General features: G+C 67.8%; 18 protein-coding genes and 1 pseudogene. 11 read left to right on the top strand and 8 right to left on the bottom strand.

The window, feature by feature from the left end:
• Positions 1-26 precede the first annotated feature (26 nt).
• Positions 27-2,708: an aconitate hydratase AcnA gene (gene acnA, locus WHX56_RS27140; protein WP_338879491.1), complete on the bottom strand. Its 2,682-nt coding sequence runs from the start codon at positions 2,706-2,708 to the stop codon at positions 27-29.
• A gap of 58 nt (positions 2,709-2,766) precedes the next feature.
• Positions 2,767-3,672, bottom strand: a complete 906-nt coding sequence (gene prpB, locus WHX56_RS27135; protein ID WP_338879490.1) for a methylisocitrate lyase — start codon at positions 3,670-3,672, stop codon at positions 2,767-2,769.
• Positions 3,673-3,830: 158 nt separating this feature from the next.
• Between prpB and prpR the strand changes: the two genes are divergently transcribed.
• From prpR to WHX56_RS27120, 3 genes are all read left to right on the top strand, one after another.
• Positions 3,831-5,780 carry a propionate catabolism operon regulatory protein PrpR gene (prpR, locus tag WHX56_RS27130; protein WP_338879489.1) on the top strand — a complete coding sequence of 650 codons (1,950 nt, stop codon included), beginning with the start codon at positions 3,831-3,833 and terminating at the stop codon, positions 5,778-5,780.
• Between the two features lie 159 nt (positions 5,781-5,939).
• The gene (locus tag WHX56_RS27125) at positions 5,940-9,278 is read left to right on the top strand and encodes an autotransporter outer membrane beta-barrel domain-containing protein (RefSeq protein ID WP_338879488.1); all 3,339 of its coding nucleotides are present in this window, start codon (positions 5,940-5,942) and stop codon (positions 9,276-9,278) included.
• Between the two features lie 44 nt (positions 9,279-9,322).
• Positions 9,323-9,652 (top strand): hypothetical protein, encoded by a 330-nt coding sequence (locus WHX56_RS27120; RefSeq protein ID WP_244235051.1) that lies wholly within the window; start codon positions 9,323-9,325, stop codon positions 9,650-9,652.
• A 17-nt stretch (positions 9,653-9,669) separates the two neighbouring features.
• On the opposite strand, the gene WHX56_RS27115 is transcribed toward WHX56_RS27120, so the two are convergent.
• Positions 9,670-10,596 carry a LysR family transcriptional regulator gene (locus tag WHX56_RS27115; protein WP_338879487.1) on the bottom strand — a complete coding sequence of 309 codons (927 nt, stop codon included), beginning with the start codon at positions 10,594-10,596 and terminating at the stop codon, positions 9,670-9,672.
• A 114-nt stretch (positions 10,597-10,710) separates the two neighbouring features.
• Here WHX56_RS27115 and WHX56_RS27110 point away from each other — a divergent pair, with 114 nt between their 5' ends.
• From WHX56_RS27110 to WHX56_RS27100, 3 genes are all read left to right on the top strand, one after another.
• Positions 10,711-11,664 (top strand): hydroxymethylglutaryl-CoA lyase, encoded by a 954-nt coding sequence (locus tag WHX56_RS27110; RefSeq protein ID WP_338879486.1) that lies wholly within the window; start codon positions 10,711-10,713, stop codon positions 11,662-11,664.
• Positions 11,665-11,695: 31 nt separating this feature from the next.
• Positions 11,696-12,919, top strand: a complete 1,224-nt coding sequence (locus tag WHX56_RS27105) for a CaiB/BaiF CoA-transferase family protein (protein WP_338879485.1) — start codon at positions 11,696-11,698, stop codon at positions 12,917-12,919.
• 71 nt (positions 12,920-12,990) lie between these two features.
• Positions 12,991-13,977 carry a Bug family tripartite tricarboxylate transporter substrate binding protein gene (locus tag WHX56_RS27100; RefSeq protein ID WP_129241636.1) on the top strand — a complete coding sequence of 329 codons (987 nt, stop codon included), beginning with the start codon at positions 12,991-12,993 and terminating at the stop codon, positions 13,975-13,977.
• A 9-nt stretch (positions 13,978-13,986) separates the two neighbouring features.
• Here WHX56_RS27100 and WHX56_RS27095 read toward each other — a convergent pair whose 3' ends face one another.
• Entirely contained in the window at positions 13,987-14,211 is a 225-nt protein-coding gene (locus WHX56_RS27095; protein WP_129241635.1) for a YdcH family protein, read from the bottom strand.
• Positions 14,212-14,481: 270 nt separating this feature from the next.
• Between WHX56_RS27095 and WHX56_RS27090 the strand changes: the two genes are divergently transcribed.
• Positions 14,482-15,630: a sterol desaturase family protein gene (locus WHX56_RS27090; protein ID WP_129241634.1), complete on the top strand. Its 1,149-nt coding sequence runs from the start codon at positions 14,482-14,484 to the stop codon at positions 15,628-15,630.
• A 158-nt stretch (positions 15,631-15,788) separates the two neighbouring features.
• Here WHX56_RS27090 and WHX56_RS27085 read toward each other — a convergent pair whose 3' ends face one another.
• Positions 15,789-16,736, bottom strand: a complete 948-nt coding sequence (locus WHX56_RS27085; RefSeq protein ID WP_338879484.1) for a LysR substrate-binding domain-containing protein — start codon at positions 16,734-16,736, stop codon at positions 15,789-15,791.
• Between the two features lie 152 nt (positions 16,737-16,888).
• Between WHX56_RS27085 and WHX56_RS27080 the strand changes: the two genes are divergently transcribed.
• Entirely contained in the window at positions 16,889-17,737 is an 849-nt protein-coding gene (locus tag WHX56_RS27080; RefSeq protein WP_338879483.1) for a 2-keto-4-pentenoate hydratase, read from the top strand.
• A 44-nt stretch (positions 17,738-17,781) separates the two neighbouring features.
• Here the strand turns inward: WHX56_RS27080 and WHX56_RS27075 are convergent, their stop codons facing one another.
• The gene (locus tag WHX56_RS27075) at positions 17,782-18,744 is read right to left on the bottom strand and encodes an AraC family transcriptional regulator (RefSeq protein ID WP_338879482.1); all 963 of its coding nucleotides are present in this window, start codon (positions 18,742-18,744) and stop codon (positions 17,782-17,784) included.
• 292 nt (positions 18,745-19,036) lie between these two features.
• Between WHX56_RS27075 and WHX56_RS27070 the strand changes: the two genes are divergently transcribed.
• The 3 genes and pseudogenes from WHX56_RS27070 to WHX56_RS27060 all read left to right on the top strand — a co-directional run bounded on the left by WHX56_RS27070 (position 19,037) and on the right by WHX56_RS27060 (position 21,723).
• A complete protein-coding gene (locus tag WHX56_RS27070) occupies positions 19,037-20,083 on the top strand; it encodes an aldo/keto reductase (protein WP_129241630.1) in 1,047 nt (348 codons plus the stop codon).
• An 85-nt stretch (positions 20,084-20,168) separates the two neighbouring features.
• A pseudogene (locus tag WHX56_RS27065) lies at positions 20,169-20,948 on the top strand (YoaK family protein); the annotation flags it as partial.
• A 115-nt stretch (positions 20,949-21,063) separates the two neighbouring features.
• Positions 21,064-21,723: a thiopurine S-methyltransferase gene (locus tag WHX56_RS27060; protein ID WP_129241629.1), complete on the top strand. Its 660-nt coding sequence runs from the start codon at positions 21,064-21,066 to the stop codon at positions 21,721-21,723.
• A 6-nt stretch (positions 21,724-21,729) separates the two neighbouring features.
• Here the strand turns inward: WHX56_RS27060 and WHX56_RS27055 are convergent, their stop codons facing one another.
• Positions 21,730-22,497: an SDR family oxidoreductase gene (locus tag WHX56_RS27055; RefSeq protein WP_129241628.1), complete on the bottom strand. Its 768-nt coding sequence runs from the start codon at positions 22,495-22,497 to the stop codon at positions 21,730-21,732.
• Positions 22,494-23,489, bottom strand: a complete 996-nt coding sequence (locus WHX56_RS27050; protein ID WP_338879481.1) for an NAD(P)H-quinone oxidoreductase — start codon at positions 23,487-23,489, stop codon at positions 22,494-22,496. The genes WHX56_RS27055 and WHX56_RS27050 overlap by 4 nt, the downstream gene beginning before the upstream one ends.
• Positions 23,490-23,491 lie beyond the last annotated feature (2 nt).

Genomic DNA, 23,491 nt, shown 5'->3' with positions numbered 1-23,491 from the left:
TGGTGATGGCACTTCGCTTCTGCTTCTTATGGTTGCCGCGCGCCGCCTGAATCGGCCAGCGCCTGGCGCAGCACGGCGGGCAGGATGCCGCCGGCCCGCCAGATTTCCACTTCATGCTCGTTGTCCAGCCGGCAGGCCAGGGCCAGCCGGCGTGGCGCGCCGGGGCCATGGATCACGCAGGAAACCGAGCCCTGCGGGCCCAGCCCGGCGTCGATGTCCAGATCATAGGTTTCGCTGCCGTCGAGTTCCAGGGTAAGGCGCGTGACGCCGGCCGGAAACTGCAGGGGCAGCACGCCCATGTTGACCAGGTTCGAGCGGTGGATGCGTTCGAAACTCTCCGCGATCACCGCGCGCACGCCCAGCAGCCGGGTGCCCTTGGCCGCCCAGTCGCGCGAGGATCCCGTGCCGTAGTCCTTGCCCGCCACGACGATGACGGGAACGCCCGCGTCCCGGTAGCGCATGGCCGCGTCATAGACGGGCATGGTCTCGCCGCCCGGCTCGTGGCGGGTGGCGCCGGCGGGTCCTTGCGGCAAGAGTTCGTTGGCCAGAGTGGGTTGCGCGAAGGTGGCGCGCATCATTACCCGGTGATTGCCGCGGCGCGCGAGGTAGGTATGCAGATCGGAGGGCGCCACGCCCAGGGATAGCAGGTAACGGCCGGCGCTGGACTGAGGCGGAATCTCGTTGGCGGGCGAGATGTGGTCGGTGGTGACCGAGTCGCCCAGGATCATCAGGGCGCGCGCGCCCTGGACGTGGATGGCGCCCTCTTGCCGCGGCACATCCAGGTACGGAGGGCGGCGCAGGTACAGGCTCTGTTCATCCCAGGCATAGCAGGCGCCGGTGTCGGTGGGCAGGGCCAGCCAGGCCGGATCGCCTTCGAACACGTCGCGGTAGCGCTGCGTGAACAGGCTGGGCCGCACGTGCGCGGAGACCATCTCGTCGGTCTCGGCATCGCTGGGCCACAGCTCGGCCAGGGGGACGGGAGTACCGTCCGGCCGCCAGCCGACGGGCTCCGTGTCCAGGTCCCGCTCCACTGTGCCGGCCAGGGCGAAGGCGACGACCAGCGCGGGAGAGGCCAGGTAGTTCGCGCGGGCCAGCGGGTGGACGCGTCCGGGGAAATTGCGGTTGCCGGAGAGAACCGCGGCGACGCGGGTGTTGCCCGCGGCGATGGCCCGCTCCGTCTCGGGCGCCAGCGCGCCGGACAGTCCGGCGCAGGTCGCGCAGCCGTAGCCGGCGGTATGGAAGCCCAGTTCGTCCAGCGCAGTCTGCAATCCGCTGGCCCGCAGATAGTCGGTGACGACCCGGGAGCCGGGAGTGAACGACGTTTTGGTCCATGGCGGCGGACGCAGGCCCAGGGAAACCGCCTTGCGCGCCAGCAGGCCGGCGGCCACCAGCAGCCTGGGGTTGGACGTGTTGGTGCAACTGGTGATCGCGGCCAGCACCACCGCGCCTTCGGGCAGCGCGTCGCCCGCGGTCGCGGGCATGGCGGACGCCGCCTTCCTGAAGCTGATGGGCAGTTCGGCCAGGCTCACTCTTTCCTGGGGCTTGCCCGGTCCGGCGGCCACTCGTCCTATTTGCGCCAGATCCACGTCCACGATCCGGCTATAGCCCGGCTCCGGCGCTCCGGCCGCGCGCCACAGGCCGGCCGCCTCGGCATACCGGCGCACCCGTTCGACGTGCTCCGGGCTGCGTCCGGTGCGCAGCAGGTAGGACAGCGTTTCTTCGTCCACGGGAAAGTACGCGCAGGTCGAACCGTACTCCGGGGCCATGTTGGACAGGGTCGCGCGGTCTTCCAGGGTCAGCGTGCCGTCCAGGGCGTCGCCGGTGAACTCCACGAACTGCGCAACCACTTTGGCCTGGCGCAGGATGCTGGTGAGGCTGAGCACGATGTCGGTGGCGGTGACGCCGGGCGCCGGCCGATTGCGCAGGCGCACTCCGATCGCCTCTGGCGCGCGCAGCACCAGGGCGTCGCCCAGCATGGCGGCTTCGGCTTCGATGCCGCCGACGCCCCAGCCCAGCACGCCCAGCGCGTTGACCATGCTGGTGTGGCTGTCGGTGCCCACCAGCGTGTCGGGACAGGTGACGCGAGCGCCTTGCGCGGTGATCCGCGCCGAGGCGACCTCGGCCAGGTATTCGATATTGATCTGATGCAGGATGCCCTTGCCGGGAGGGACCAGGCGCAGTTTGTCGAAAGAGCCCTGCGCCCATTTGAGAAAGGCGTAGCGCTCGCGGTTCTGCGCGTATTCGCTGGCCTCGTTGGCGGCGCGCGCCCCGGCGTGGCCCGCCTGCTCGGCGATCAGCGAATGGTCCACGATCAGGTCCACCGGAATGTGCGGATTGATGCGCCTCGGGTCGCCGCCGCGCGCCAGTATGGCGTCGCGCATCGCGGCCAGGTCGATCAAGCTGGGTATGCCGCTGACATCCTGGGCCAGCACGCGAGTGGGGTACAGCCAGACATCGGCGGGCTCGCCGGCAGTGGACTGGGGGGCATCCGGATGGTAGGCCCGCAGCAGCGCCTGTGCGCGCGGGCGGCGATCGTCCGGGGCGCTTTCATGGCGCAGCGCATTTTCGATCAGCACCTTGGCGACGTAGGGCAGGCGCAGCGCGTCCAGCCCATGGGTGGACGCAAAGGCGGGGACCGAGAAATGGGATCCATATTCCGCATCGTCGTCGTACACGAGCAGGAACGGGTCATCCGGCGAGGAATGCATGATGGCGATGTCTCCAGTTGTATTTTTCCGTTCCCGCCGTCGGGCGGGCGGTGGCGGATCAGGCTGCCTTGCCGGCGTAGAGCGCGTCGAGTTTTTCTTCGTAGGCGAAGTATCCGATGCTTTCGTAGAGTTCCAGGCGCGTCTGCATTTCGTCCAGCATGGCGCGCTGCGTGCCGTCGCGGCGGATGGCCGCGTACGTCCGCTGCGCCGCGCGGTTCATCGCGCGGAAGGCCGACAGGGGGTACAGCGCGATGGCGACATCGGCCGCGGCGAGTTCGTCCACGGTCAGCATGGGAGTCTGTCCGAATTCCGTGATGTTGGCCAGGATGGGCGCGGGCAGCGCGCGGGCGAAGCCGCGGAATCCTTCCAGGTCGTGCACCGCCTCGGGAAAGGCGACGTCCGCGCCGGCTTCGATGCACGCCGCCAGGCGGTCCAGGGCGCTCTGCCTGCCCTGGCTGGCCAGCGCGTCGGTGCGCGCGATGATGACGAATTCGGGGTCGGTGCGCGCGTCGACCGCCGCCTTGATGCGATCCACCATTTCGGGCAGGGTCACGACCTCTTTGTTCGGCCGGTGTCCGCAGCGTTTGGCGCCGGCCTGGTCCTCGATCTGCATCGCCGCCGCGCCGGCCGCGATCAGCGATCGGGTGGTGCGCGCCACATTGAACGCCGACGCGCCAAAGCCGGTATCGGCATCGACCGTCAGCGGCAACGAGCAGATCTCCGTGATCCGCCGCACGTCCGTCAGCACGTCTTCGAGGCCGACGATGCCCAGGTCGGGGACGCCGAGCGAGCCTGCGGCGACGCCGCCGCCGGAAAGATAGATGGCCTGGAAGCCGGCTTGCTGGGCCAGCAGCGCGTGGTTGGCGTTGATGGCGCCGACGATCTGCAAGGGGCGTTCGGTCTGCATTGCCAGGCGCATGCGCGCGCCGGCGCTTGCGGGGGCGGAGGGGGTGGGGAGGGACATGGGTGCTCCGTTGGAAGGGGATATGCCTACTCACGCAATTTGCGTACCAGGCTGGCTCCGCCCGTCGCGGGGCGGGCGGGGCGATGTTTCAATTTCAAAATTGAAATACATGGATTTCAATGGTGATATACGTGGGCGCAACCGCTACAGGACCCGCCATGCTCCCCGCCTCGCCATCGACCGAACCGGATTCCGCCTCGTTGCCTCGCATCTGGGCCATAGGCATGGCGCGGATATCGCGCAGCTTTGCGCAGATACTGCCGCGCTTCGCCGGACGGGGAGAGTTCAAGCTCATCGAGGCGGGCTTCGAGGCGGCCGCCAACGCCATCAACCAGGCGGCCCGGCAGGGGCAGGTGGATGCGGTCGTGGCGGCGGGCCTCAATGGCGCCTATCTGCGGCGCCATGTGTCCGTGCCCGTGGTGCAGGTGAAGATCATCGGCTTCGAGGTCATGAACGCGCTCTCCACGGCCCGCCGCATTTCGCCGCGGGTGGCGTTGCTGGGGCAGGCGGGCCAGTATCCGGAGCTGGACACATTCCTGAGTACGTTCTCCCTGGATATCCCGGTCCGCACCTACCAGGATCCGGACGACGCGCTGGCGCAGGTCCAGGCGCTGAAGGGCGAGGGCATCGAGGTGATCGTCGGCTCCGGCCTGCTCGTGGATTACGCCGAGCGCATCGGCCTGACGGGCGTGCTGGTGTATTCGCCGGCGACGATCGGGGCGTGCATCGAAGACGCCATCGAAATCACCCGGCTGCAGCGGATCGAATCGGGGCGGCGCGAATACCTCAACGCGGTGCTGTCCAATCTGGACGAAGGCGTGGCCGCCGTCGACGCGTCGGGCAGGGTCCAGGCCCTGAACCCCGCGGTCGAGCGCCTGCTGGGCATCAGCGCGTCCGGCATGGCGGGGCGGCGGCTGGAGGAGATTTCGCCGGCGCTGTCGTTGGACGAGGTGCTGCGCAGCGGCAAGCGCGAGGCCGAATCCATCCATCGCCTGGCCGGCAAGATGGTGGTCGTGAACCGCATTCCCCTGGCGACCGGGGCTGGACTGTCGGGCGCCGTTCTGACCTTGCAGGAAGCCGGCGCCATCCACCGCGCCGACCGCAACCTGCGCACTCGCGCCCGGATGCGCGCCCACGCGGTGCGCTACACGCTGGACGATCTGTTCGGCACGGCGCCGCCCGTCGAGAAAGTGCGCATGCTGGGCCGGCGCTACGCCAGGGTGGATTCCACTGTGCTGATCGGCGGCGAAAGCGGCACGGGCAAGGAAGTGCTGGCGCAAGGCATCCATCAGGCCAGCGCGCGCCACAGTTTCCCCTTCATCGCCGTCAACTGCGCGGCTTTCCCCGAGAGCCTGCTGGAGAGCGAGTTGTTCGGCTACGAAGATGGCGCCTTCAGCGGAGCCCGCCGGGGCGGAAAGCCCGGCCTGTTCGAATCGGCCCATAACGGCACCCTCTTCCTGGACGAGGTGGGCGACATGCCGGCCGCGTTGCAGATCCGCCTGCTGCGGGTGCTGCAGGAACGCCAGGTGATGCCGGTGGGCGGCAGCGAAGCCGTGCCGGTCAACGTGCGCATCATCGCCGCCACCCACCGGGACCTGGCGGTCATGGTGGCCGCGGGGGACTTCCGCCAGGACCTGTTTTTCCGGTTGAATATTCTGCGCATCGACATGCCGACCTTGCGCGAACGCAGGCAGGACATCTGGCCGCTGGCGCAACTGCTTTACCTGCGCATTCAGGAGAACCTCGGCCTGTACCCGCACCGGCCGCTGTCTCCCGCCGCGCAGGCCGCCTTGATGGCGTATGCCTGGCCCGGCAATATCCGCGAACTCGAAAACGTGCTGGAGCGCCTGGCCGTATATCTGGTCGAGATGCCCGCGGATCTCACGGACGCGCAAATGCGGCGCGTCGTCGGCGACGTCGCGCCCGAACTGGCTGGCGGCGCGACGGCGGATGGGGATGCGGAGTCGCTGGCCGACACCTCGCGGCGGCATGACGCGGCGCATATCCGGACGGTGCTGGCGCGCTGCGGGGGCAATCGCCAGGAGGCCTGCGCTATTCTTGGAATCAGCGCCACTACGCTTTGGCGCCGGCTGCGCGAAACTCGATAGCGGCGTCTTTCATCTTCCCGCGGCTTCCCGATGGCGAGTTATCGAATATTGGGGGCGTCAACGATTGTAAAGGCCGCGTCCTTTTAGGAATCGTCTTACTTTGGGCTGTGCGGCTGGTGGTTATCTTGGGGTTAACCCTCAAGCGAGAAGAAAACCACCATGAAGACCGTTATCCCCAGCATTCGCCTGAAACCCATAACAGCGGCTTGTATGCTGGCCATGTCCCCGATTGCCGCGCATGCGCAGGCATTGTCGGTGACGGATGGCCAGACGCATGTGCTGCCCGTCGATACCAACCTGAGCACCAGCGCGGATGCGGCGGCGGGCTTCGGCATGCTGGTCCGCAATGCCAACTCGGTCGTCGAGGCCGACGGCCTGACCATCAGCACCAGCGGGCAGGGCGCCGCGGGCATCAAGCTCGAGTCGATGGGCAAAGCCGTCATGACGGGCGGTTCGATCCAGACCACCACGACCGCGGGCAACAGCAGTTCCGCCGCCTACGGCGTGTGGGTGACCGGCAAGGGCCTGGCGGAACTCTACGGAACTTCGGTGTCCACCTCCGGCGCCTATGCCTATGGCCTGTACGCGTACACGGACCCCGCGCCGGCGCAGGTGGGGATTGTGGCCCACGATGTGACCGTGACCACGACGGGCGCGTCCGCGCACGGCGCGGTGGCGGTGTCCAAGGCGGCGATGGAATTGACTCGCGCGACGATCGCGACCACGGGAGACGGCGCTCGCGCGGTCAGCGCGCAACGCGGCACGATCAGCGTATCCGACAGTACGCTGACGACCAGCGGGGCGAACGCGCCCGGCCTGATGATCGCCGGCGACGGCTCCGGCATCGGCTCCAGCGCGACGGTGTCCAACACCCGCGTCGAAACGCGCGGTTCGCTCTCCAGCGGGGTCAAGGTGGAGGGCGCCAGCGCCTTGCAGTTCAGCGGCGGCACGATAGAAACCAAGGCGCTGGACGGCAACGGATCCCTGTCGGCCTTCGGCGTCTGGGTGACCGGCGGCAGCCACGCGGTTCTCGACTCGACGGCCGTGAAGACGGCGGGCGCCTATGCCTACGGTTTGTTTTCGACCTATGCGCCGACGGTGGCCACGGCAAGCATCGACGCGATAAACACCTCGGTGGAAACCTCGGGCCTGAATGCGCATGGGGTTTTCGCGCACACGAAAAGCGTCGTCAACTTCGCCCTCGGCGATATCAAGACCTCGGGCAACGGCGCCACGGGCGCGCGTGCCGAAGCGGGCGGCGCGCTGCGGATGGACGGGGGCGCGATCACGACCCTGGGCAACAATGCGGCTGGCCTGATGGCCACGGCGAATGCGTCGGGGGTCAAGGCCACGGCCATCGCGAACAACGTCGATATCGTTACGCATGGAGACGTCGCGGCGGGCGTGGCGGCGTTTCAACAGGGGTCGACAGTGACGCTGACCGGCGGGTCCGTGGAGACCCACGGCGCGAAATCCAACGGCCTGTCCGCGGAAGCGACCGCGACGGTGAATGCCGACGGGACCCGCATTTCGACGCAGGGCGCGACGGCTTATGGCGCCCGGGCGTATTACAACGGCGCCATCAATCTTCAGAACGCCATCGTCGCCACCCATGGCGCGGGCGCCAGCGGCTTGTACGCCAATGCTTCCAGCTCCATCGACGCGACGGAGTCCACGATCACCACCGACGGGCCGGCGGCGGCCGGGGTCGAATTGCTGTCCGCGGGCAGTGTGACGCTGAATCAGACCCGGGTCAGCGCCTCGGGCGCGGGTTCGCAAGGGATCCTCTCGTCATTCGCCGACAACTCTGTGAGCATGACCGATAGCGTGGTCCAGGCCGCGGGCAACGCGCTTGAAGTGGCCGCCGGATCGCTCCAGGCGTCGCTGAACCGTTCGGCCCTGATCGGCGTCAATGGCGTGGCGCTGAATGTGATCGGCCGCCTGGACATGGTCGCCGACGACCGGTCCTACATTTCCGGCGCCGCCCTGACGGACCCGGGAACGGGCGTTTCGCACCTGCGTCTGGCCGGCGCGAGCCGATGGGATGTCACGGGGTCTTCCTCGTTGACGTCGCTGTCCAACGCCGCGAGCCACATCGACTTCGCCCCGCCCGCGAATCCCGCCGACGCGGCGCAGTACAAGACCTTGACGGTCGGAAACTACGCCGGAGCTGGCGGCAGCATCGCGCTGAACACGTGGCTGGGAGGTAGCGGTTCGGCTTCCGACAAGGTGGTCATAGACGGCGGGCAGGCCAGCGGCACGACCTCGATTGTCGTGCGCAACACCGGCGGGGGCGGGGCCCTGACGACCGGCGACGGAATCGCTGTCGTCGAGACGGTCAACGGCGGCACCTCCGACGCCGCGTCGTTTTCGCTGGCGGGGCGCGCCGCCGCGGGCGCGTACGAGTATCGGCTTTACCGGGGCGGCAGCGCAAACCCCGATGCGTGGTACTTGCGGTCCAGCCTCGAAACCGACCCCGATCAGGGCGGCGGGGAAACCGGGCGGCCCGCGCCCGAATACCGTGTCGAGGTTCCCTTGAACATGGCGCTTCCCTCGCTGGCGAATCATTTTGGCCTGGCGATGCTGGGCACCTATCACGACCGGAATGGCGAGGACTACGCCGACGCGGCGCCGGCGCAGCCGCACGGGAGATCCGCGTGGGGCCGCGTATTTGGAGAGACGGGCAGCGCCGGCAAGCGCGGCTATGACGCCCTGGTCAGGCAAGGCCCTGCATACGACTACGACATCGCGGGCGTCCAGGTGGGCACGGATCTGTATCGCCGCGAGCAACCTTCCGGCACTCGCGATATCGCCGGCGTATACGTGGGCGCGGCCACCGCATCGGCGGACGTGAGGGCGCCGGCCGAAGGCCGCGCGGGGTCGGCGTCGATGTCGGGCATATCGCTTGGCGGGTATTGGACGCGCAAGAGCGCATCGGGCGCGTACGTCGATGGCGTGGTGCAGGGCACCTATCACCCCGACGTCAAGACCCGTTCCGTCGGGGGAGAGCGCTCCACCTCTCGCGGATATGGCGGCGCCGCGTCGATAGAAGCCGGCTACCCGATCCCCCTGACGGCGCAATGGGCGCTGGAGCCGCAGGCGCAAATGATCTACCAGTATGTATCGCTGGACAGCGCCAAGGACAGTTATGGGCGGGTCAGGTTCGACGACACCCACACTGGCTATGCCCGTGTGGGCGCCCGGCTGACCCATCAGGCCGGCAACCCCAAAGGCGAGGAGGCAACCACATGGCTGCGCGCGAACCTGTGGCAACGATTCGGGGCGAATGGCCGAACCACCTTCTCCAACCTTTCCGGAGAGAACCCGGTGGCGATGGAGACGAAACTCGGCAGCACCTGGGCGCAGGTCGGCGTGGGGGTGTCCGGCCGCGTGTCCAAGCGCGTCAATGTATTCGCCGCGGGTGATTACAATCGCTCCATCGATGGTTATGCCGGGCACGGCGTGAGCGGCCGTCTGGGGGTTCGCGTCGTGTGGTGACGGCGCCGGCCGCTTGAATCCTACAAGGTTGAGTAAGAATGAGAATGTCCTTGCTGTTCGTGGCGGCCGTGGTGGCGGGATGCGCCAGCGGTTCCAGCGATCTGATCACCGAGGCCAAGGTGCAGGCGATCAAGCTGAACGTCACCACCTACGACGAGATGGTCCGCGATTACGGCCCGCCCCGGTCCCAGCAGTTCAACCAGGAAGGGCTGTTGACCGCGACCTGGTTCTATTTCTACGACGGCGCCTACGATGCGATGGACGACCAGCAGAAGCTGACCGTGATCTTCAACAAGGACCGCACCGTGAAGGACTATGCGAACGCTTCGGCGTCCGGGTCCGGAAGCGGGAAGGGCGCGGGCAAGCGCCGCTGAGGCCGGCTTTTCCGGAATTATTCTTCCGCGCGGCCCGTCGCTTCGGCCTGCCCCGCCGCCACAAGATGTTCCAGCAGCAGTCCGGCGGCCGCCGGCAGGTTTTTTTCGTCGCGCATGCAGACGGCGAAGCGGCGGCGGCTCCATTCGTCTTTCAACGGCAGCACCCGCAATCCGTGGGCCATGGCATACGGCGTGGCCACTTCCATCGGGGCGACGCTGATCGCCAGGCCGGCCAGTACCACGCGGAAGGCGGAGTCGAAATTGCTGACCGTCACCCGGTGCCGCAGGGTCTTGCCGCTTTCGCTGGCGGCGGTTTGCAGCATCCTCAGCACGGCGCCGGCGGCGGGCATGTTGACGTGTTCGTATTCCAGCGCTTCCTCGAACCAGACGGCGTCGCGCCGGGCCAGCGGGTGGTCGGGTCCCGTGACCACGGCCAGGCGGTCGCCCCGGTAGGGGCGGGTGTGCAATCCGTGGAAATCGGCGGCGTCCCAGCAGATGCCCAGGCTGGCGATGCCTTCCTTGACGCCGCGCACCACCTCGTGGCTGACGCGTTCCTCCATGTCCACGCGGATATTCCGATGGGGCGCGGCCTGCAGGAACGCCGCGATGTCCTCGGCGAGGGATTCGGCCAGGACCGAGGCGGTGGCCAGGATGCGCACCTGGCCTTTCACGCCGCTGGCGTAGGCGGCCATGTCGCGCTCGATGCGTCCGGAGCTGGCCAGGATGGCGCGCGCGTGTTCGAGCAGCGTTTCCCCGGCCGCGGTGGGTTCCACGCCTCGGCGCTTGCGCGTCAGCAGCTTGGTTCCCACGGTGTCTTCCAGTTGCGCCAGCCGCTTGCTGATGGCCGACCCCACGATGTTGGCATGCCGGCCGGCGCGCGCGATGTTGCCGGTCTCGCACACGGAGATGAACAGGCGCAGCGTTGTGATGTCCAGGTCGCGCATCGCAGTAGGGGCTTCTTGATATTCCAGTTCGGAATTTTAAACGTTCCTTAATAGCGCTTGTGGATTGGATGGGAATATCTAAACTGATTGCTCCCAGATCGACCCGACACTGCGATGCCGCCTGATTGTCCGAGCCCCCATCCCGCCGCCGCCATCGTCCGAGAAGTGGGCCTGCGCGACGGCCTGCAAAGCCTGGCGATGGTGCTGCCCACGGCCACCAAGCTCGAATGGATCGACGCGGCCTATGCGGCCGGGCAGCGCGAGATCGAAGTGGGATCTTTCGTGCCCGCCCGGCTGCTGCCGCAACTGGCCGATACCGGCGAACTGGTCGCCCACGCGAAGCGCCTGCCCGGCTTGTCGGTTTCGGTGCTCGTGCCCAACCTGAAAGGCGCCGAGCGCGCCCTGGCAAGCGGCGCGGACCTGATGCTGGTGCCGCTCTCGGCCAGCCACGCCCACAGCGTGGCGAATCTGCGCAAGACTCCGCAAGAGGCGGTCGCCATGGTGCGCGAGATGCGCGCCGCGCGCGATTGCGCCGGTTCGTCCATGCTGATCGAGGGCGGGGTCGGCACCGCCTTCGGCTGCACGCTGCAGGGCGCGGTGCCTCCCGGCGAGGTCCTGCGGCTGGTGGCGGACTTGCTGGAGGCGGGCGCCGACCGCGTGAGCCTGGCCGACACCGTGGGCTACGCCGATCCGGCCGCGGTGCGGCGCCTGTTCGGGCAGGCGCGGCGCATCGCCGGCGACCGTCTTTGCTGCGCGCATTTCCACGATACGCGAGGACTCGGGCTGGCCAATGCGCTGGCGGCGCTGGACAGCGGCGTGGCGCGATTCGATGCCTGCCTGGCGGGCATCGGGGGCTGTCCGCATGCGCCGGGCGCCAGCGGCAACGTCAGCACCGAAGACCTGGTGTTCATGCTGGAGAGCATGGGCATCGGCACGGGCGTGGACATGGCCCGCCTGCTGGCGCTGCGCGAGGCCGCGGTCCGCTGGCTGCCGGACCAGCCCTTGCATGGCGCGCTGTGGCGCGCCGGCCTGCCCAGAACCTATCCCGCGCCTTCCGGCGCCGCTTGAGCGCGCCGCCGAATTCCATCCGAGCCATTCCATGCCGAATACGCCAGACGCTTCCGTTGTTGCACCCCCCAATGCCTTGCCGCTGGCCGGCCTGCGCGTGGTCGAGTTCACGCACATGGTCATGGGGCCCACCTGCGGGATGGTGCTGGCCGACCTGGGGGCCGAAGTCATCAAGGTCGAGCCGGTAAAAGGCGACCGGACGCGCCACCTGCTGGGCGTGGGCGCGGGTTTTTTCCCCATGTTCAACCGCAACAAGAAGAGCATCGCCCTGGACATCCACACCCCCGCCGGCGCGCAGGCCGCGCGCCGGCTGGCGGCGAGCGCCGACGTCGTGGCCGAGAACTTCCGTCCCGGCACGATGGCCAGGCACGGCCTGGACTACGCGTCCCTGTCCAAGGAGAATCCCGGCCTCATCTATGTAAGCCACAAAGGGTTCCTGCCCGGTCCCTATGCCTTGCGCACCGCGCTGGACGAGGTGGTGCAGATGATGGGTGGGCTGGCCTACATGACGGGGCGCCCGGGCGACCCGGTGCGCGCCGGCACCAGCGTGAACGACATCATGGGCGGCATGTTCGGCGCCATCGGCGCCATGGCGGCGCTGATCCAGCGCGGCATCACCGGCCGAGGCCAGGAGGTGCAGTCGGCGCTGTTCGAAAACAATGTGTTCCTGGTGGGGCAGCACATGCTGCAGTATGCGATCACGGGCCAGCCTTCCGCGCCGATGCCGGACCGCGTATCGGCCTGGGCCCTGTACGACGTGTTCACCGTCAGGGACGGCGAACAGATATTCCTGGCGGCGGTCAGCGACTCGCAATGGCAGACCTTTTGCGATGCGTTCGGGTTCGGCGATCTGAAGCACGACCCGGCGCTGGCGACGAACAATGACCGCGTGCGCCAGCGGCCCGCCTTGCTGGCCGATCTGCGCGAGCGCCTGGCGCGCTACGGCGCCGCCGAACTGGCAAGCGTGTTCGAGCGCATCGGCCTGCCGTTCGCGCCCATCGTCAAGCCGGAGGAACTGTATGACGATCCGCACCTGCGCGCGACCGGGGGGCTGGCGGACATCCGGCTGCCGGATGGCGAGCGGGCCGGGCAGATGGCGGGCGCGGCCCTGTTCCCCTTGATGATGGACGGCAAGCGCCTCGGGGTCAGGCAGCATCCGCCGGCGCTGGGCGCCGACACCGACGCCTTGCTGGAAAGTCTGGGCTACGCCCCGGACGAGATCGCCGCCCTGCGGGAACAGGGGGCGGCGGCTTGATGGGGCATTGAACCCGCAAGGGGAAGCGCGCGGCAGGTTCGCGCGACATAAAAAACGGAAAGGAGACAAGCATGGACAAGCAAAGCGCGGGTTGGAGCCGCAGGAGGGTGCTGGGCGCGTTCGGAGCCGCGATGCTGGCCGCGCCGGGCCTGCCGCGGGCACAGGGCGACCGGCCCGTGAAATTCATCCTGCCGGTCGGGGTGGGATCCGGCGTGGACACGATCACCCGCTCGGCGGGGCCGGCCCTGTCGGCCGCCCTGGGCCATACCGTGGTCGTCGAGAACCAGCCCGGCGCGGGCGGCATCGTCGGCACGTCGGCGCTGGTGCGTTCGCCGCCCGACGGCTATACGCTCGCCATGCTGTCGAACAATCACGTCATTTTCCCCAGCGTGTACAAATCGCTGCCGTTCGATCCGCTGGCGGACATCACGCCGATCAGCATGGTGGGGATGACGCCCTTCCTGCTGGTGGCGAATCCGCAGAAGATCCAGGCGAACGGCATCCAGGAACTGACCGCGCTGTTGCGGCGCCAGCCCGGCCGCTATAACTACGCGTCCTCGGGCAACGGCACCGTCCTGCACCTGGCCGCCGAGATGTACGTGCAGCAGGCGGGCGTGAAAGCCAGGCATATTCCGTACAAGGGCGTCGGGCCGATGATGGCGGACCTGATGAGCGGACAGGTCGATTTCGGGGTCCTGTCGCTGCCTTCGGTGCTGCCGCAGGTGCAGGGCGGCGCGCTGAAGGCGCTGGGCGCCTGCGGCGGCGAGCGCATGGCGGCGCTGCCGGATCTGCCCACCCTGCGGGAGCAGGGGCTGCCGGATTACGAGATAGGGGGATGGTTTGCCGCGGCGGGCCCGGCCAAGCTGCCCGCCGCCGACGTGCGCCGCGTCTATGGCGCGCTGGACCGCGCATTCAACTCGCCGGAGGTCAGGCAGGCCATGGCGGTCCAGAACAACAAGATCGTGCTGATGCCGCCGGAGCAGACCGTGGCGTACTTCCGCGCGGAAATGGCGAAATACGCGACGGTCGTCAAAGGGGCTGGGTTGGAACCGATGTAGCGCGCAGCCTCAGCTACCGTCCTGCTCCGCCGCGCGCAGGATGCCGTACAGCTTGTCCTTCAGTTGCAGCTTTTCCTTCTTCAGCACTTCGACCTGGTTGCCGGAGGCCGGCTGGATGCCGGCCTCCATATTCTTGATTTCCTGGTCCAGGTCGTTGTGACGCTGGAACAGCGCGGAGAAGTGCGCGTTTTCGGATTTCAGACGGGTGATGAGTTGGCGGTATTCAGGGAACATAAGGGCCTCTTGAAAGAACCGGTTGGCGGGTACTGCGAAAGCGCTGTGAGCCTGATGATCCTTGTGTCTTCGGTTCCATGACACGCCAACGTCGAGCCGTTGTCAACCGTCCGCCCGGACGGCGCCGGCCAGCGCGTTGATGCGGCGCAAACAGACGCGGCGGCCGAATACCCACCCCAAGTGATTTTGTCCTGTTTGGTCACGAGTGATTACATGGGGATTCTGGCCCGGGGATACACTCGCTTCCCCGTGGTCAGCCATAAAAGTGACATGAAACAGCGCGCGCCCATCTATCGGCAGGTTTTCGATCTCTTCAAGCAGGACGGGCGCATCCGCCCGGGCACGGGGATGATCAGCGGCGTGATCGCGCTGTTCCTGGCGATCCTTGCCGTGCTGGGCGTGCTGGCCTTCCATTTCCCGGCTTATCTGACGACCCCGGAACTGCGCAGCTTCTATTCCGTGGACGCGATGCGGGCCCTGCTGTTCGGCGCGCTGCTGGCGTCAGGCACGATTGCGCTGGCCAATACGGTCCTGGGCCGCCAGCGCTGGCTGAACATCGCGGCCTTCGTGCTGGTGTGCGGCGCGGTCGCCGCGGGCGGCAGCAACGTGGTGGTGACCACGTCCAACACGGGCAATCATCCCTACCTGGGACTGGACTGGTTCATCCTGGACCTGCTGGCTTCCAGCACCGTGTTCATCATTTTCGAGAAGCTGTTCCCGCTGTATCCCGGCCAGCCGGTGTTCCGCATGGACTGGCAGGTGGACATGAAGCACTTCCTGTTCAACCACCTGTCGGTGGGGGCGGTGCTGCTGTGCATCAATTTCTTCGTGCACCGGCTGTTCTCCTGGGCGGCCTACGAACCCCTGCAGCAGGCGATCGTGTCGCTGCCCTACCTGGCGGAACTGTTCCTGGCCGTGCTGGTGGCGGACCTGGTGCAATATGCGGCGCATCGCGCCTATCACGAGGTGCCGTTCCTGTGGCGCATCCACGCCGTGCACCACAGCACGCGCACGCTGGACTGGCTGGCCGGTTCGCGCCTGCACATCGTCGAACTGCTGATCACCCGCGTGGCGGTGCTGGGCGTGCTGTTCGCGCTGGGCTTTTCGAAATCGGTGCTCGACGCCTACATCATCATCGTCGGTTTCCAGGCGGTGCTGATCCATTCCAACGTGAAGCTGCCCTGGGGCTGGCTGCGCTACGTGATCGTGACGCCGGATTTCCACCACTGGCACCATTCGTCGGACACCGAGGCGATCGACAGGAACTACGCCGCCCACCTGTCGTTCATCGACTACCTGTTCGGCACCGCGGTGCGCGGCGTGCGCAACCGCCTGCCCGAGCACTACGGCATCCTGGACAACGACATGCCGGGCACCTTCCTGGCGCAGCAGGCCTATCCGTTCGCCCGCAAGAAATAGCGCGGCGGGCATCGCGCATCGCCATTCCTGATGACGTCCTGGGCCTTGCCGCAGCTTTCGATCGGCAGCATGGCGGCGTCGTCCGGATCGCTCACCCTGCCGGGTAGGCACGGAAAACGGGTTCCTGCGTCCCACTCGTCGGACGATGCGCGTCCGGGCTATTCCGGGACGGGACGCCCCGGGCGCCTCTGCGCATCGTGTTCGCGCCGGGCAACCTCCCGGTACTCCGTGCTCATGAAATCCAGCAAGTCCCGCACCCCGGGCAGCAGGCCCCGGCGGGACGGGAAGATGGCATGGACGCTGCCGGGCTCGGGCTGCCAGGGGGCGCCCACGTCCACCAGCGCGCCGGCTTCCAGCTCATCGCGGATCATCAGGAGCGGCAGGGCGACCACCCCCACGCCGCGCAGCGCCGCCTGCTTCAAGGCCAGCATGTCGTCCGTGACCAGGCGCGGGGTGAACGGCACGACCTGGCGCGAACCGTCGGGCCCTTCCAGGTGCCAATGCGATTCGCGCTGCTCGGTGCCCAGCGCCAGCGTGGGCTGCCGGCTCAGGGCCTGCGGGTCGGCCGGCAGCGCGATGCTCCGCGCCAGGACCGGACTGGCCACCAGGCTCTGGCAGCTCATCCCCAAGGGTTTCATGACGAGGTCGCTGCTTTCGATGGGGCCGAAGCGCACGCGCACGGCGATGTCGAAGCCTTCGCGCAGCACGTCCACCGGGCGGCTGAAGCTCTTCAGGTACACGTGGACCTTGGGACACTGGACCATGAAGCGGGCGACCAGGTCGCCCAGGAAGTAGTAGATCAGCGCGGGCGGCGCGCTCATGCGGATCGTGCCCTGCGGTTCGGCGCGGGTGCGGTCGATGACCTCCTGGGCGGCCTCCGCGCCCGCCAGCATCGACAGGCATTGTTCGAAGTACTCCTGGCCCAGTTCGGTGACGGCAAAGCTGCGCGTGGAACGCTGGATGAGCCGCACCCCCAGCCGGTCTTCGAGCAGCGCGATGCGCCGGCTTAGGCGGGACTTGGGGATGTCCAGGGCGCGGCCGGCCGGGGCGAATCCGCCATTCTTGACGACCTGGACGAAGTAGTAGAGATCATTCAAGTCGTGCATGCCGGCTCCTGGTCGTTCTGAAAATGGGACATCAGGGCGAGCATATAACGGCCGTCGCCGTATTGTGTGCGCGAATGGGTCGAATAGTCCCCTCGCGCCCCGTGCAACGGAGACGGTTTTCCCTTTACATTCGGGTATTTCCAGGAGCCTCCATGCCAGCTTCCGACCCCGCGGCGCTCGCCCGCGACATCAAGGCGGCGCAGGACCACGCCGCTTCCATCGCCCCGGTCTCCGCCAGGTTCCCGCGCTTCGGCCTGGACGCGGCCTACGAGGTTGCCGCGCGGATCCACCGGGCGCGGCTGGCGGAAGGCGCGCAGGCCGTCGGCCGGAAGATCGGGTTCACCAATCCGGCGATGTGGGCGGCGCTGGGCGTGGATTTCCCGGTCTGGGGCCGCGTCTATGCGCATACGCTCTTCCAGGACGACGGCGGCGAGTTCCGCTGCCGGCTGGACCGCTACGTCGAACCGCGCATCGAGCCGGAAATCGTGCTGCATTTCGGCGCCGCGCCGCCGCGGACGGACGATCCGGCGCGCATCCTGGACTGCGTGGACTGGATCGCCCACGGCTTCGAACTGGTGCAGTCGCATTACCCGGCCTGGCAGTTTCAGGCGGCCGATACCGTGGCGGACAACGCCTTGCACGCGGCGCTGTTCGTCGGCCCGCGGCTGGAGCCGGCCGATCTCGGGCCGGGCCTGACCCGGCCGGGCCTGACCTGGCCGGGCTTGGCCGACAGGCTGGCGCGCTTCCAGGTGGAACTGTCGTGCAATGGCGTCCTTCGCGAGACGGGCTGCGGCGCCAACGTGCTGGGCAGCCCGCTGGCGGCCGTGGCCCATCTGCTGGCGGCGCTGGCCGACCGTCCCGCGGACGAGGCGATCCAGGCGGGCGAACTCGTCACCACCGGCACGCTGACCCGCGCCTATCCCGTGCACCCGGGCGAGACGTGGAGCACCGCGCTGGACGGCATCGGCCTGCCGGGAATGCGGATCGCGTTCGAGGAATGACGCTGCGCGCCGGGACGTGCCCTCCGGGATGCCCGGCGGGCGCTTCAGGCCGCCGCCAAGGCGGTCTCGTCCTTCCAGCGCTGCTTGTCGCGCAGGGGCGGCGCCCCGAACAGGCGGCTGTATTCCCGGCTGAACTGGGACGAGCTTTCATAGCCCACGGCGTGCGCCGCCAGCGCGACCCCGGCGTCGTCGGTCAGCATGAGCCGCCGCGCCTCCTGCAGGCGCAGGTGTTTCTGGTATTGCAGCGGGCTCATGGCGGTGGCCTGCTTGAAATGATGGTGCAGCGACGACACGCTCATGTGCACGTCGCGCGCGATTTCCTCGACCCGCAACGGCTGCGCGTAGTTGTCCCGCAGGATGCGGATGGCCTTGGCCACCCTGTTGAGCTGGCTGTCCTGCAGCACCGACTGGCGCAGCACCACGCCCTGGCCGTTCATCAGCAGGCGGTACAGCAGTTCGCGCTTGACCATGGGCGCAAGAATGGGGATGTCTCGCGGCGTGTCCAGCAGACGCAGCAGGCGCAGCACCACGTCCAGCAGCGAGCCGCCCAGCGGGTTCACGCTGAGGGCGCGCGAGGCCTCGGCCGGCACCAGCGGGGGCAGGTTCTCGTCGCTGATCAGTTCCGTGATTTCCTCGGCGTTGAGGTCCAGCCGCAGTCCCAGATAGGGCAGGGCCGGACTGGCCACCGATACCTTGGCCACCACCGGCAGGTCGACCGAAGAAATCAGGTAGTGGAAGGGGTCGTACTCGAACGCCTCGTCCCCGATGAGCAGGCGCTTGGAGCCTTGCGCGATGACCGCCAGCGCGGCCCGCTGCAGCCCGGGCTTGGCGCCGGTGGGTTGCGACAGGCGGTGCAGGAACAGGCCTTCGATGGGGGTGTCCAGCGACCCTTCCAGGTCGCCGGTCATGCGTTCCAGCGTGCAGAGCAGTTCGCGCCGCGCCGGCTCGTATTCGACGGCGGCCGGCGGGCGGGCGCGATCGGCGGGAAGTGCGGTGGTCAGTGGCATGGGGAGGACTCCGGTGGCGCGCCGTTCGGCGCGGGAGCCGGCGGGGCAGCAGAGGATTAGGCGATTGCCAGTGTAGGCCCAAGTCGGGCGTCCTGGCTGCGGGCGCGGCGGGGCGTGGAGGAATGGGCAAAAAATTCGGAGGAATGAGCGTCCCCGGGCCGGTGGCGGGACATCGCCGGAGAATCAGGCAAAAAAAGGGCAGTATCGAGCAGCGCCGGCGTCCGCTCCGGGACGCATACTGCTCCGATACCGGCAGGCAGACCGCCCGCCGCGTCCCTGGAAGGAGCCCACCATGCGGTACAAGAAATTCGGAAGCACCGGCCTGTTCGTATCGGAACTGTGCCTGGGAACCATGACCTTCGGCGGCGAGGGCGAGTTGTGGAGCAAGATTGGCAGCCTGCAGCAGGAAGACGCCAACCGGCTGGTCGGCCGGGCGCTGGACGCCGGGGTCAATTTCATCGACACGGCCGACGTCTATTCCGAGGGCCGTTCGGAGATCATCACCGGCCAGGCGCTGCGCGACCTGAAAGTGGCGCGCGACGACGTGGTCATCGCCACCAAGGTCTTCGGCCAGACGGGCGCCGGCGTCAACGCCCGCGGCAATTCGCGCGCGCACATCATGGACGGCGTCAAGAAGAGCCTGTCGCGCCTGCAACTGGACCACATCGACCTCTACCAGATCCACGGCTTCGATCCCGCGACGCCGGTCGAGGAAACGGTCAGGGCGCTGGACAATCTGGTGCAGCACGGCCATGTCCGCTACGTCGGCGTGTCCAACTGGGCAGCCTGGCAGATCATGAAGGCGCTGGGCATCGCCGAGCGCCTGGGGCTGGCGCGCTTCGAATCGCTTCAGGCCTATTACACGATCGCGGGCCGCGACCTGGAACGCGAGATCGTGCCCCTGCTGCAAAGCGAGGGCGTCGGGCTGATGGTCTGGAGCCCGCTGGCCGGCGGCCTGCTCAGCGGCAAGTACGGCCGCGGCGGCCAGGCCGAGGCCGGCAGCCGCCGAGCCGTGTTCGATTTCCCGCCGGTGGACCAGGATCGCGCCTATGACAGCATCGACGCCTTGAGGTCGATCGCCGATGCGCGCGGCGTGTCCGTGGCGCAGGTGGCGCTGGCCTGGCTGCTGCATCAGCGGGCGGTGACCAGCGTCATCATCGGCGCCAAGCGCGTGGACCAGTTGGACGACAATCTGGCCGCCACCGGCATCCGGCTGACGGAAGACGAACTGGCTGCGCTCGACGAGGTCAGCGCCTTGCCGCCGGAGTACCCGGGCTGGATGCACGCGCGCCAGGGCGAATACCGCCGCAAGCAGTTGAGCGAATCGGACGGGGCGTAAGCCCGTCCCGGGGGGATGGCCCGCGCCGAAGACTAGAATGTCAGGCTCATCGCAGTGAGCGAGTTCTTGTCTTCGAGAGTCCAGCGTGGCCATTCCCTTCCTACGCCGGCTGACGGCGGTGAGCCGCAGCCCGCAGGCCAACCGGCAGTTGGCCTACTTCCTGACCTTTACCGCCGGCGCGGTCAATGCCGGCGGCTTCCTGGCCGTCCAGCAGTACACGTCGCACATGTCCGGCATCGTCTCGATGATGGCCGACCACATGGCGCTGGGCGGGGTGGTGGTGGTCCTGCAGGGCCTGGCGGCGCTGCTGTCCTTTCTGGCCGGCGCGGCAAGCTCGGCCTTCCTGATCAACTTCGGGCGCCGTTCGCGGCTGGCCAGCGAATACGCGCTGCCGCTGCTGTACGAAGCCGTGCTGCTGCTGGGGTTCGGCCTGCTGGGCGCCAACCTGGAAACCTTGCGCTGGTTCTACGTGCCGGGCACCGTCATGCTGCTTTGCTACATCATGGGCCTGCAGAACGCGATGATCACCAAGGTCTCGCGGTCCGAGATCCGCACCACGCACATTACGGGCATGGTGACGGACATCGGAATCGAACTGGGCAAGCTGTTCTACTGGAACCTGGCCAGGGCCGACGCGCAGGCGCCGTCGCCCGTGCGCGCCGACCGCGGCAAGCTCACCGTGCTGAGCCTGCTGGTCGCGCTGTTCTTCGCCGGAGGCGTGACGGGCGCCTATTCCTTCTTCCATTTCGGGTTCGGCTCGACCCTGCCGCTGGCGCTGATGCTGATGCTGTTGGCGGCGGTGCCCGTCGTGGACGACATCCGCGGCTTCCTGCGGCGCATTTGGCGCGCCGCCCTGGCGCGGCGAACTACAATGCTCCACACCCGCGCGCGGGAATCGCGCAAGCGGGACGAAAGCGCCGCGGCCGCCGGTCCGGAACGGACCGGGCGCGGCGCGGACTCATAGGAGGAGCAGACTCGGTATGGACGCGGAATTCTGGTTGGAGCGGTGGCGCGAAGGCCGCACGCACTTTCATCAAACGCGGGTGACGCCGCTGCTGCAGAAGTACTGGCCGGCGCTGGGCGTGCCCAAGGAAGGCAGGGTGCTGGTGCCGCTATGCGGCAAGTCGCTGGACATGATCTGGCTCGCCGCGCAGGGCAATCCGGTGCTGGGCGTCGAACTGTCGCAACTGGCGGTGGAGCAGTTCTTCGCGGAGAACGAGCTCAAGCCGCTTACGCACCAGTCGGTCTATGGCAGGCATTACGTGGCGGGCAATATCGAGATCATCTGCGGCGACATCTTCAAACTGGACGCGCAGATCCTGTCGCACTGCGTCGGCGCCTACGACCGCGCCGCGCTCGTGGCCCTGCCCGAGGCCATGCGCGCCGACTACGTGCGCCACGTCTACGGCCAGTTGTCGCCCGCCTACCAGGGCTTGCTGATCACGCTGGACTATCCGCAGGAAGAGATGCCGGGGCCGCCGTTTTCCCTGGTGGACACCGAGGTGCAGGCGATGTTCGAAGGCGTTTCGCCCGCCAGGATCATCGACCGCCGCGACATCCTTGAAAAAGAGCCCAAGTTCCTCGCGGCCGGCGTCAGCCGTCTGGATACGGTGGTGTACCACCTGGGCGCGCAGGCCTGATCCGCTTCAGGTCATCAGCCACCCGCCGGCCACGTCCAGCACCTGGCCGGTGACGAAGCGCGCCTGGTCCGACGCGAAGAACAGGCAGGCATCCGCCACTTCTTCCGGCGTGCCCAGGCGGCGCAGGGCGGTCACCTGCGCCACCGCGTCGTTGATCTCCTTGGGCACGGTCTTCAGCAGCGGCGTGCTGATGCGGCCCGGCGCCAGGCCGTTCACCGTCACCTGGTGTTCGCCCAGTTCGGCGGCCCAGTGTCGCGTGAGGCCGATCAGCGCGGCCTTGGTCGCCGCGTAGTGCGCGGCCACGATATCGCAATACGCCTTGCCCGCCACCGACGACATATTGATCACGCGGCCCTGCCGCTGCCTGACCATGTGAGGCGTGGCCAGGTGCGTCATGTAGAAGACGCTGTTCAGGTTCACCGACACCACGGTTTCCCATTCATTGGGCGGCATCTCCCAGACCTTCAGCGCGCGCCCGTCCGTCTTCGGCGAAATGCCGACGTTGTTCACCAGGATGGTGGCGGCGCCGAGTTCGCCGGTGATGCGGCCGTAGGCGGCCTGGCATTCTTCGAAGCGCGCCACGTCCGCATGCACGAAGCAGACTTCGTGGCCGCGCTTGCGCAATGCCTGCTCGTAGGCCTGGCCGCCTTGCGAATTGAAGTCGATGAGCCCCACGCGGCCGCCTTCGGCCAGGAATCCCTCGACGATGGCCGAGCCGATGCCGCCGACCGCGCCGGTCACGATGGCGACCTGATCCTTGAAACGCCCGCTCATGCGCCCACCTTCAGCATGATCTTGCCGATGTGCCTGCTGCTTTCCATCAGCGCGTGCGCGCGGGCCGCGTCGGCCAGCGGGAACACTTCATGTATCAGCGGCAGGCATTGCCCTTTTTCCATCAGCGGCACCACTTTTTCGGCCAGGGCCCGCGCGATCTGCTCCTTGTCCTCGTCCGATCTCGGCCGCAGGGTCGATCCCGTGAACTGCAATCGCTTGGTCATGATGGGCAGGGCGTCGATTTCGGCTTTGCTGCCTTCCAGGAAGGCGATCTGCACCAGCCGGCCATTGACCGCGAGCAGCCGCAGATTTTTGTTGATATAGGCGCCGCCCACCATGTCCAGGATCACGTCCACCCCGGGCCCGCCGCTGCCCTGGCGCACCTCGGCCTCGAAGTCGGCGTCGCGGTACAACAGCGCGTGGTGCGCGCCCGCCGCCAGGCAGGCCTTCGCCTTTTCCTGGCTGCCGACGGTGGTCCAGACTTCGGCGCCGAAGGCGCGCGCCAACTGGATCGCGGTCAGGCCGATGCCGCTGGATCCGCCGTGCACCAGGAACCGTTCGCCGGGGGCGAGGCGGGCGCGGTCGAATACATTGGTCCAGACGGTGAAGTAGTTCTCGGGGATGGCCGCGGCCGACAGCAGGTCCAGGCCGCGCGGTACCGGCAGGCAATGGCGTTCATCGGCCAGGCAGTACTGCGCATAGCCGCCTCCCGGCGTCAATGCGCAGACCTGGTCGCCCACTTTCCAGGCGCTGGCCTCGGGGCCCGTGGCGATGACGGTGCCCGACACTTCCAGTCCCAGGTAGGGCGAGGCGCCCGGAGGCGGGGGATAGGAGCCCGAGCGTTGCAGCACGTCGGGGCGGTTGACCCCGGCGTAGGCCACTTCGATCAGCACCTGGCGGCCGACGGGCGACTCCATGTCGCGTTCTGCGACGCGCATGCAATCGGGCGCGCCGCCCTTGCCATGGTCGATGAATGTGCAGCGTAAAGACATAA

The organism is Achromobacter veterisilvae (assembly GCF_037619525.1).
GTDB classification, from domain to species: domain Bacteria; phylum Pseudomonadota; class Gammaproteobacteria; order Burkholderiales; family Burkholderiaceae_B; genus Achromobacter; species Achromobacter veterisilvae.
This window is presented reverse-complemented; position numbering and strand designations above follow the sequence as displayed.

Excerpts from the sequence above, each read along its gene's own strand:
- acnA (WP_338879491.1), bottom strand. The coding sequence starts at position 2,708 with ATGCATTCCTCGCCGGATGACCCGTTCCTGCTCGTGTACGACGACGAT.
- prpB (WP_338879490.1), bottom strand. The coding sequence starts at position 3,672 with ATGTCCCTCCCCACCCCCTCCGCCCCCGCAAGCGCCGGCGCGCGCATG.
- prpR (WP_338879489.1), top strand. The coding sequence starts at position 3,831 with ATGCTCCCCGCCTCGCCATCGACCGAACCGGATTCCGCCTCGTTGCCT.
- WHX56_RS27125 (WP_338879488.1), top strand. The coding sequence starts at position 5,940 with ATGAAGACCGTTATCCCCAGCATTCGCCTGAAACCCATAACAGCGGCT.
- WHX56_RS27120 (WP_244235051.1), top strand. The coding sequence starts at position 9,323 with ATGTCCTTGCTGTTCGTGGCGGCCGTGGTGGCGGGATGCGCCAGCGGT.
- WHX56_RS27115 (WP_338879487.1), bottom strand. The coding sequence starts at position 10,596 with ATGCGCGACCTGGACATCACAACGCTGCGCCTGTTCATCTCCGTGTGC.
- WHX56_RS27110 (WP_338879486.1), top strand. The coding sequence starts at position 10,711 with ATGCCGCCTGATTGTCCGAGCCCCCATCCCGCCGCCGCCATCGTCCGA.
- WHX56_RS27105 (WP_338879485.1), top strand. The coding sequence starts at position 11,696 with ATGCCGAATACGCCAGACGCTTCCGTTGTTGCACCCCCCAATGCCTTG.
- WHX56_RS27100 (WP_129241636.1), top strand. The coding sequence starts at position 12,991 with ATGGACAAGCAAAGCGCGGGTTGGAGCCGCAGGAGGGTGCTGGGCGCG.
- WHX56_RS27095 (WP_129241635.1), bottom strand. The coding sequence starts at position 14,211 with ATGTTCCCTGAATACCGCCAACTCATCACCCGTCTGAAATCCGAAAAC.
- WHX56_RS27090 (WP_129241634.1), top strand. The coding sequence starts at position 14,482 with ATGAAACAGCGCGCGCCCATCTATCGGCAGGTTTTCGATCTCTTCAAG.
- WHX56_RS27085 (WP_338879484.1), bottom strand. The coding sequence starts at position 16,736 with ATGCACGACTTGAATGATCTCTACTACTTCGTCCAGGTCGTCAAGAAT.
- WHX56_RS27080 (WP_338879483.1), top strand. The coding sequence starts at position 16,889 with ATGCCAGCTTCCGACCCCGCGGCGCTCGCCCGCGACATCAAGGCGGCG.
- WHX56_RS27075 (WP_338879482.1), bottom strand. The coding sequence starts at position 18,744 with ATGCCACTGACCACCGCACTTCCCGCCGATCGCGCCCGCCCGCCGGCC.
- WHX56_RS27070 (WP_129241630.1), top strand. The coding sequence starts at position 19,037 with ATGCGGTACAAGAAATTCGGAAGCACCGGCCTGTTCGTATCGGAACTG.
- WHX56_RS27060 (WP_129241629.1), top strand. The coding sequence starts at position 21,064 with ATGGACGCGGAATTCTGGTTGGAGCGGTGGCGCGAAGGCCGCACGCAC.
- WHX56_RS27055 (WP_129241628.1), bottom strand. The coding sequence starts at position 22,497 with ATGAGCGGGCGTTTCAAGGATCAGGTCGCCATCGTGACCGGCGCGGTC.
- WHX56_RS27050 (WP_338879481.1), bottom strand. The coding sequence starts at position 23,489 with ATGTCTTTACGCTGCACATTCATCGACCATGGCAAGGGCGGCGCGCCC.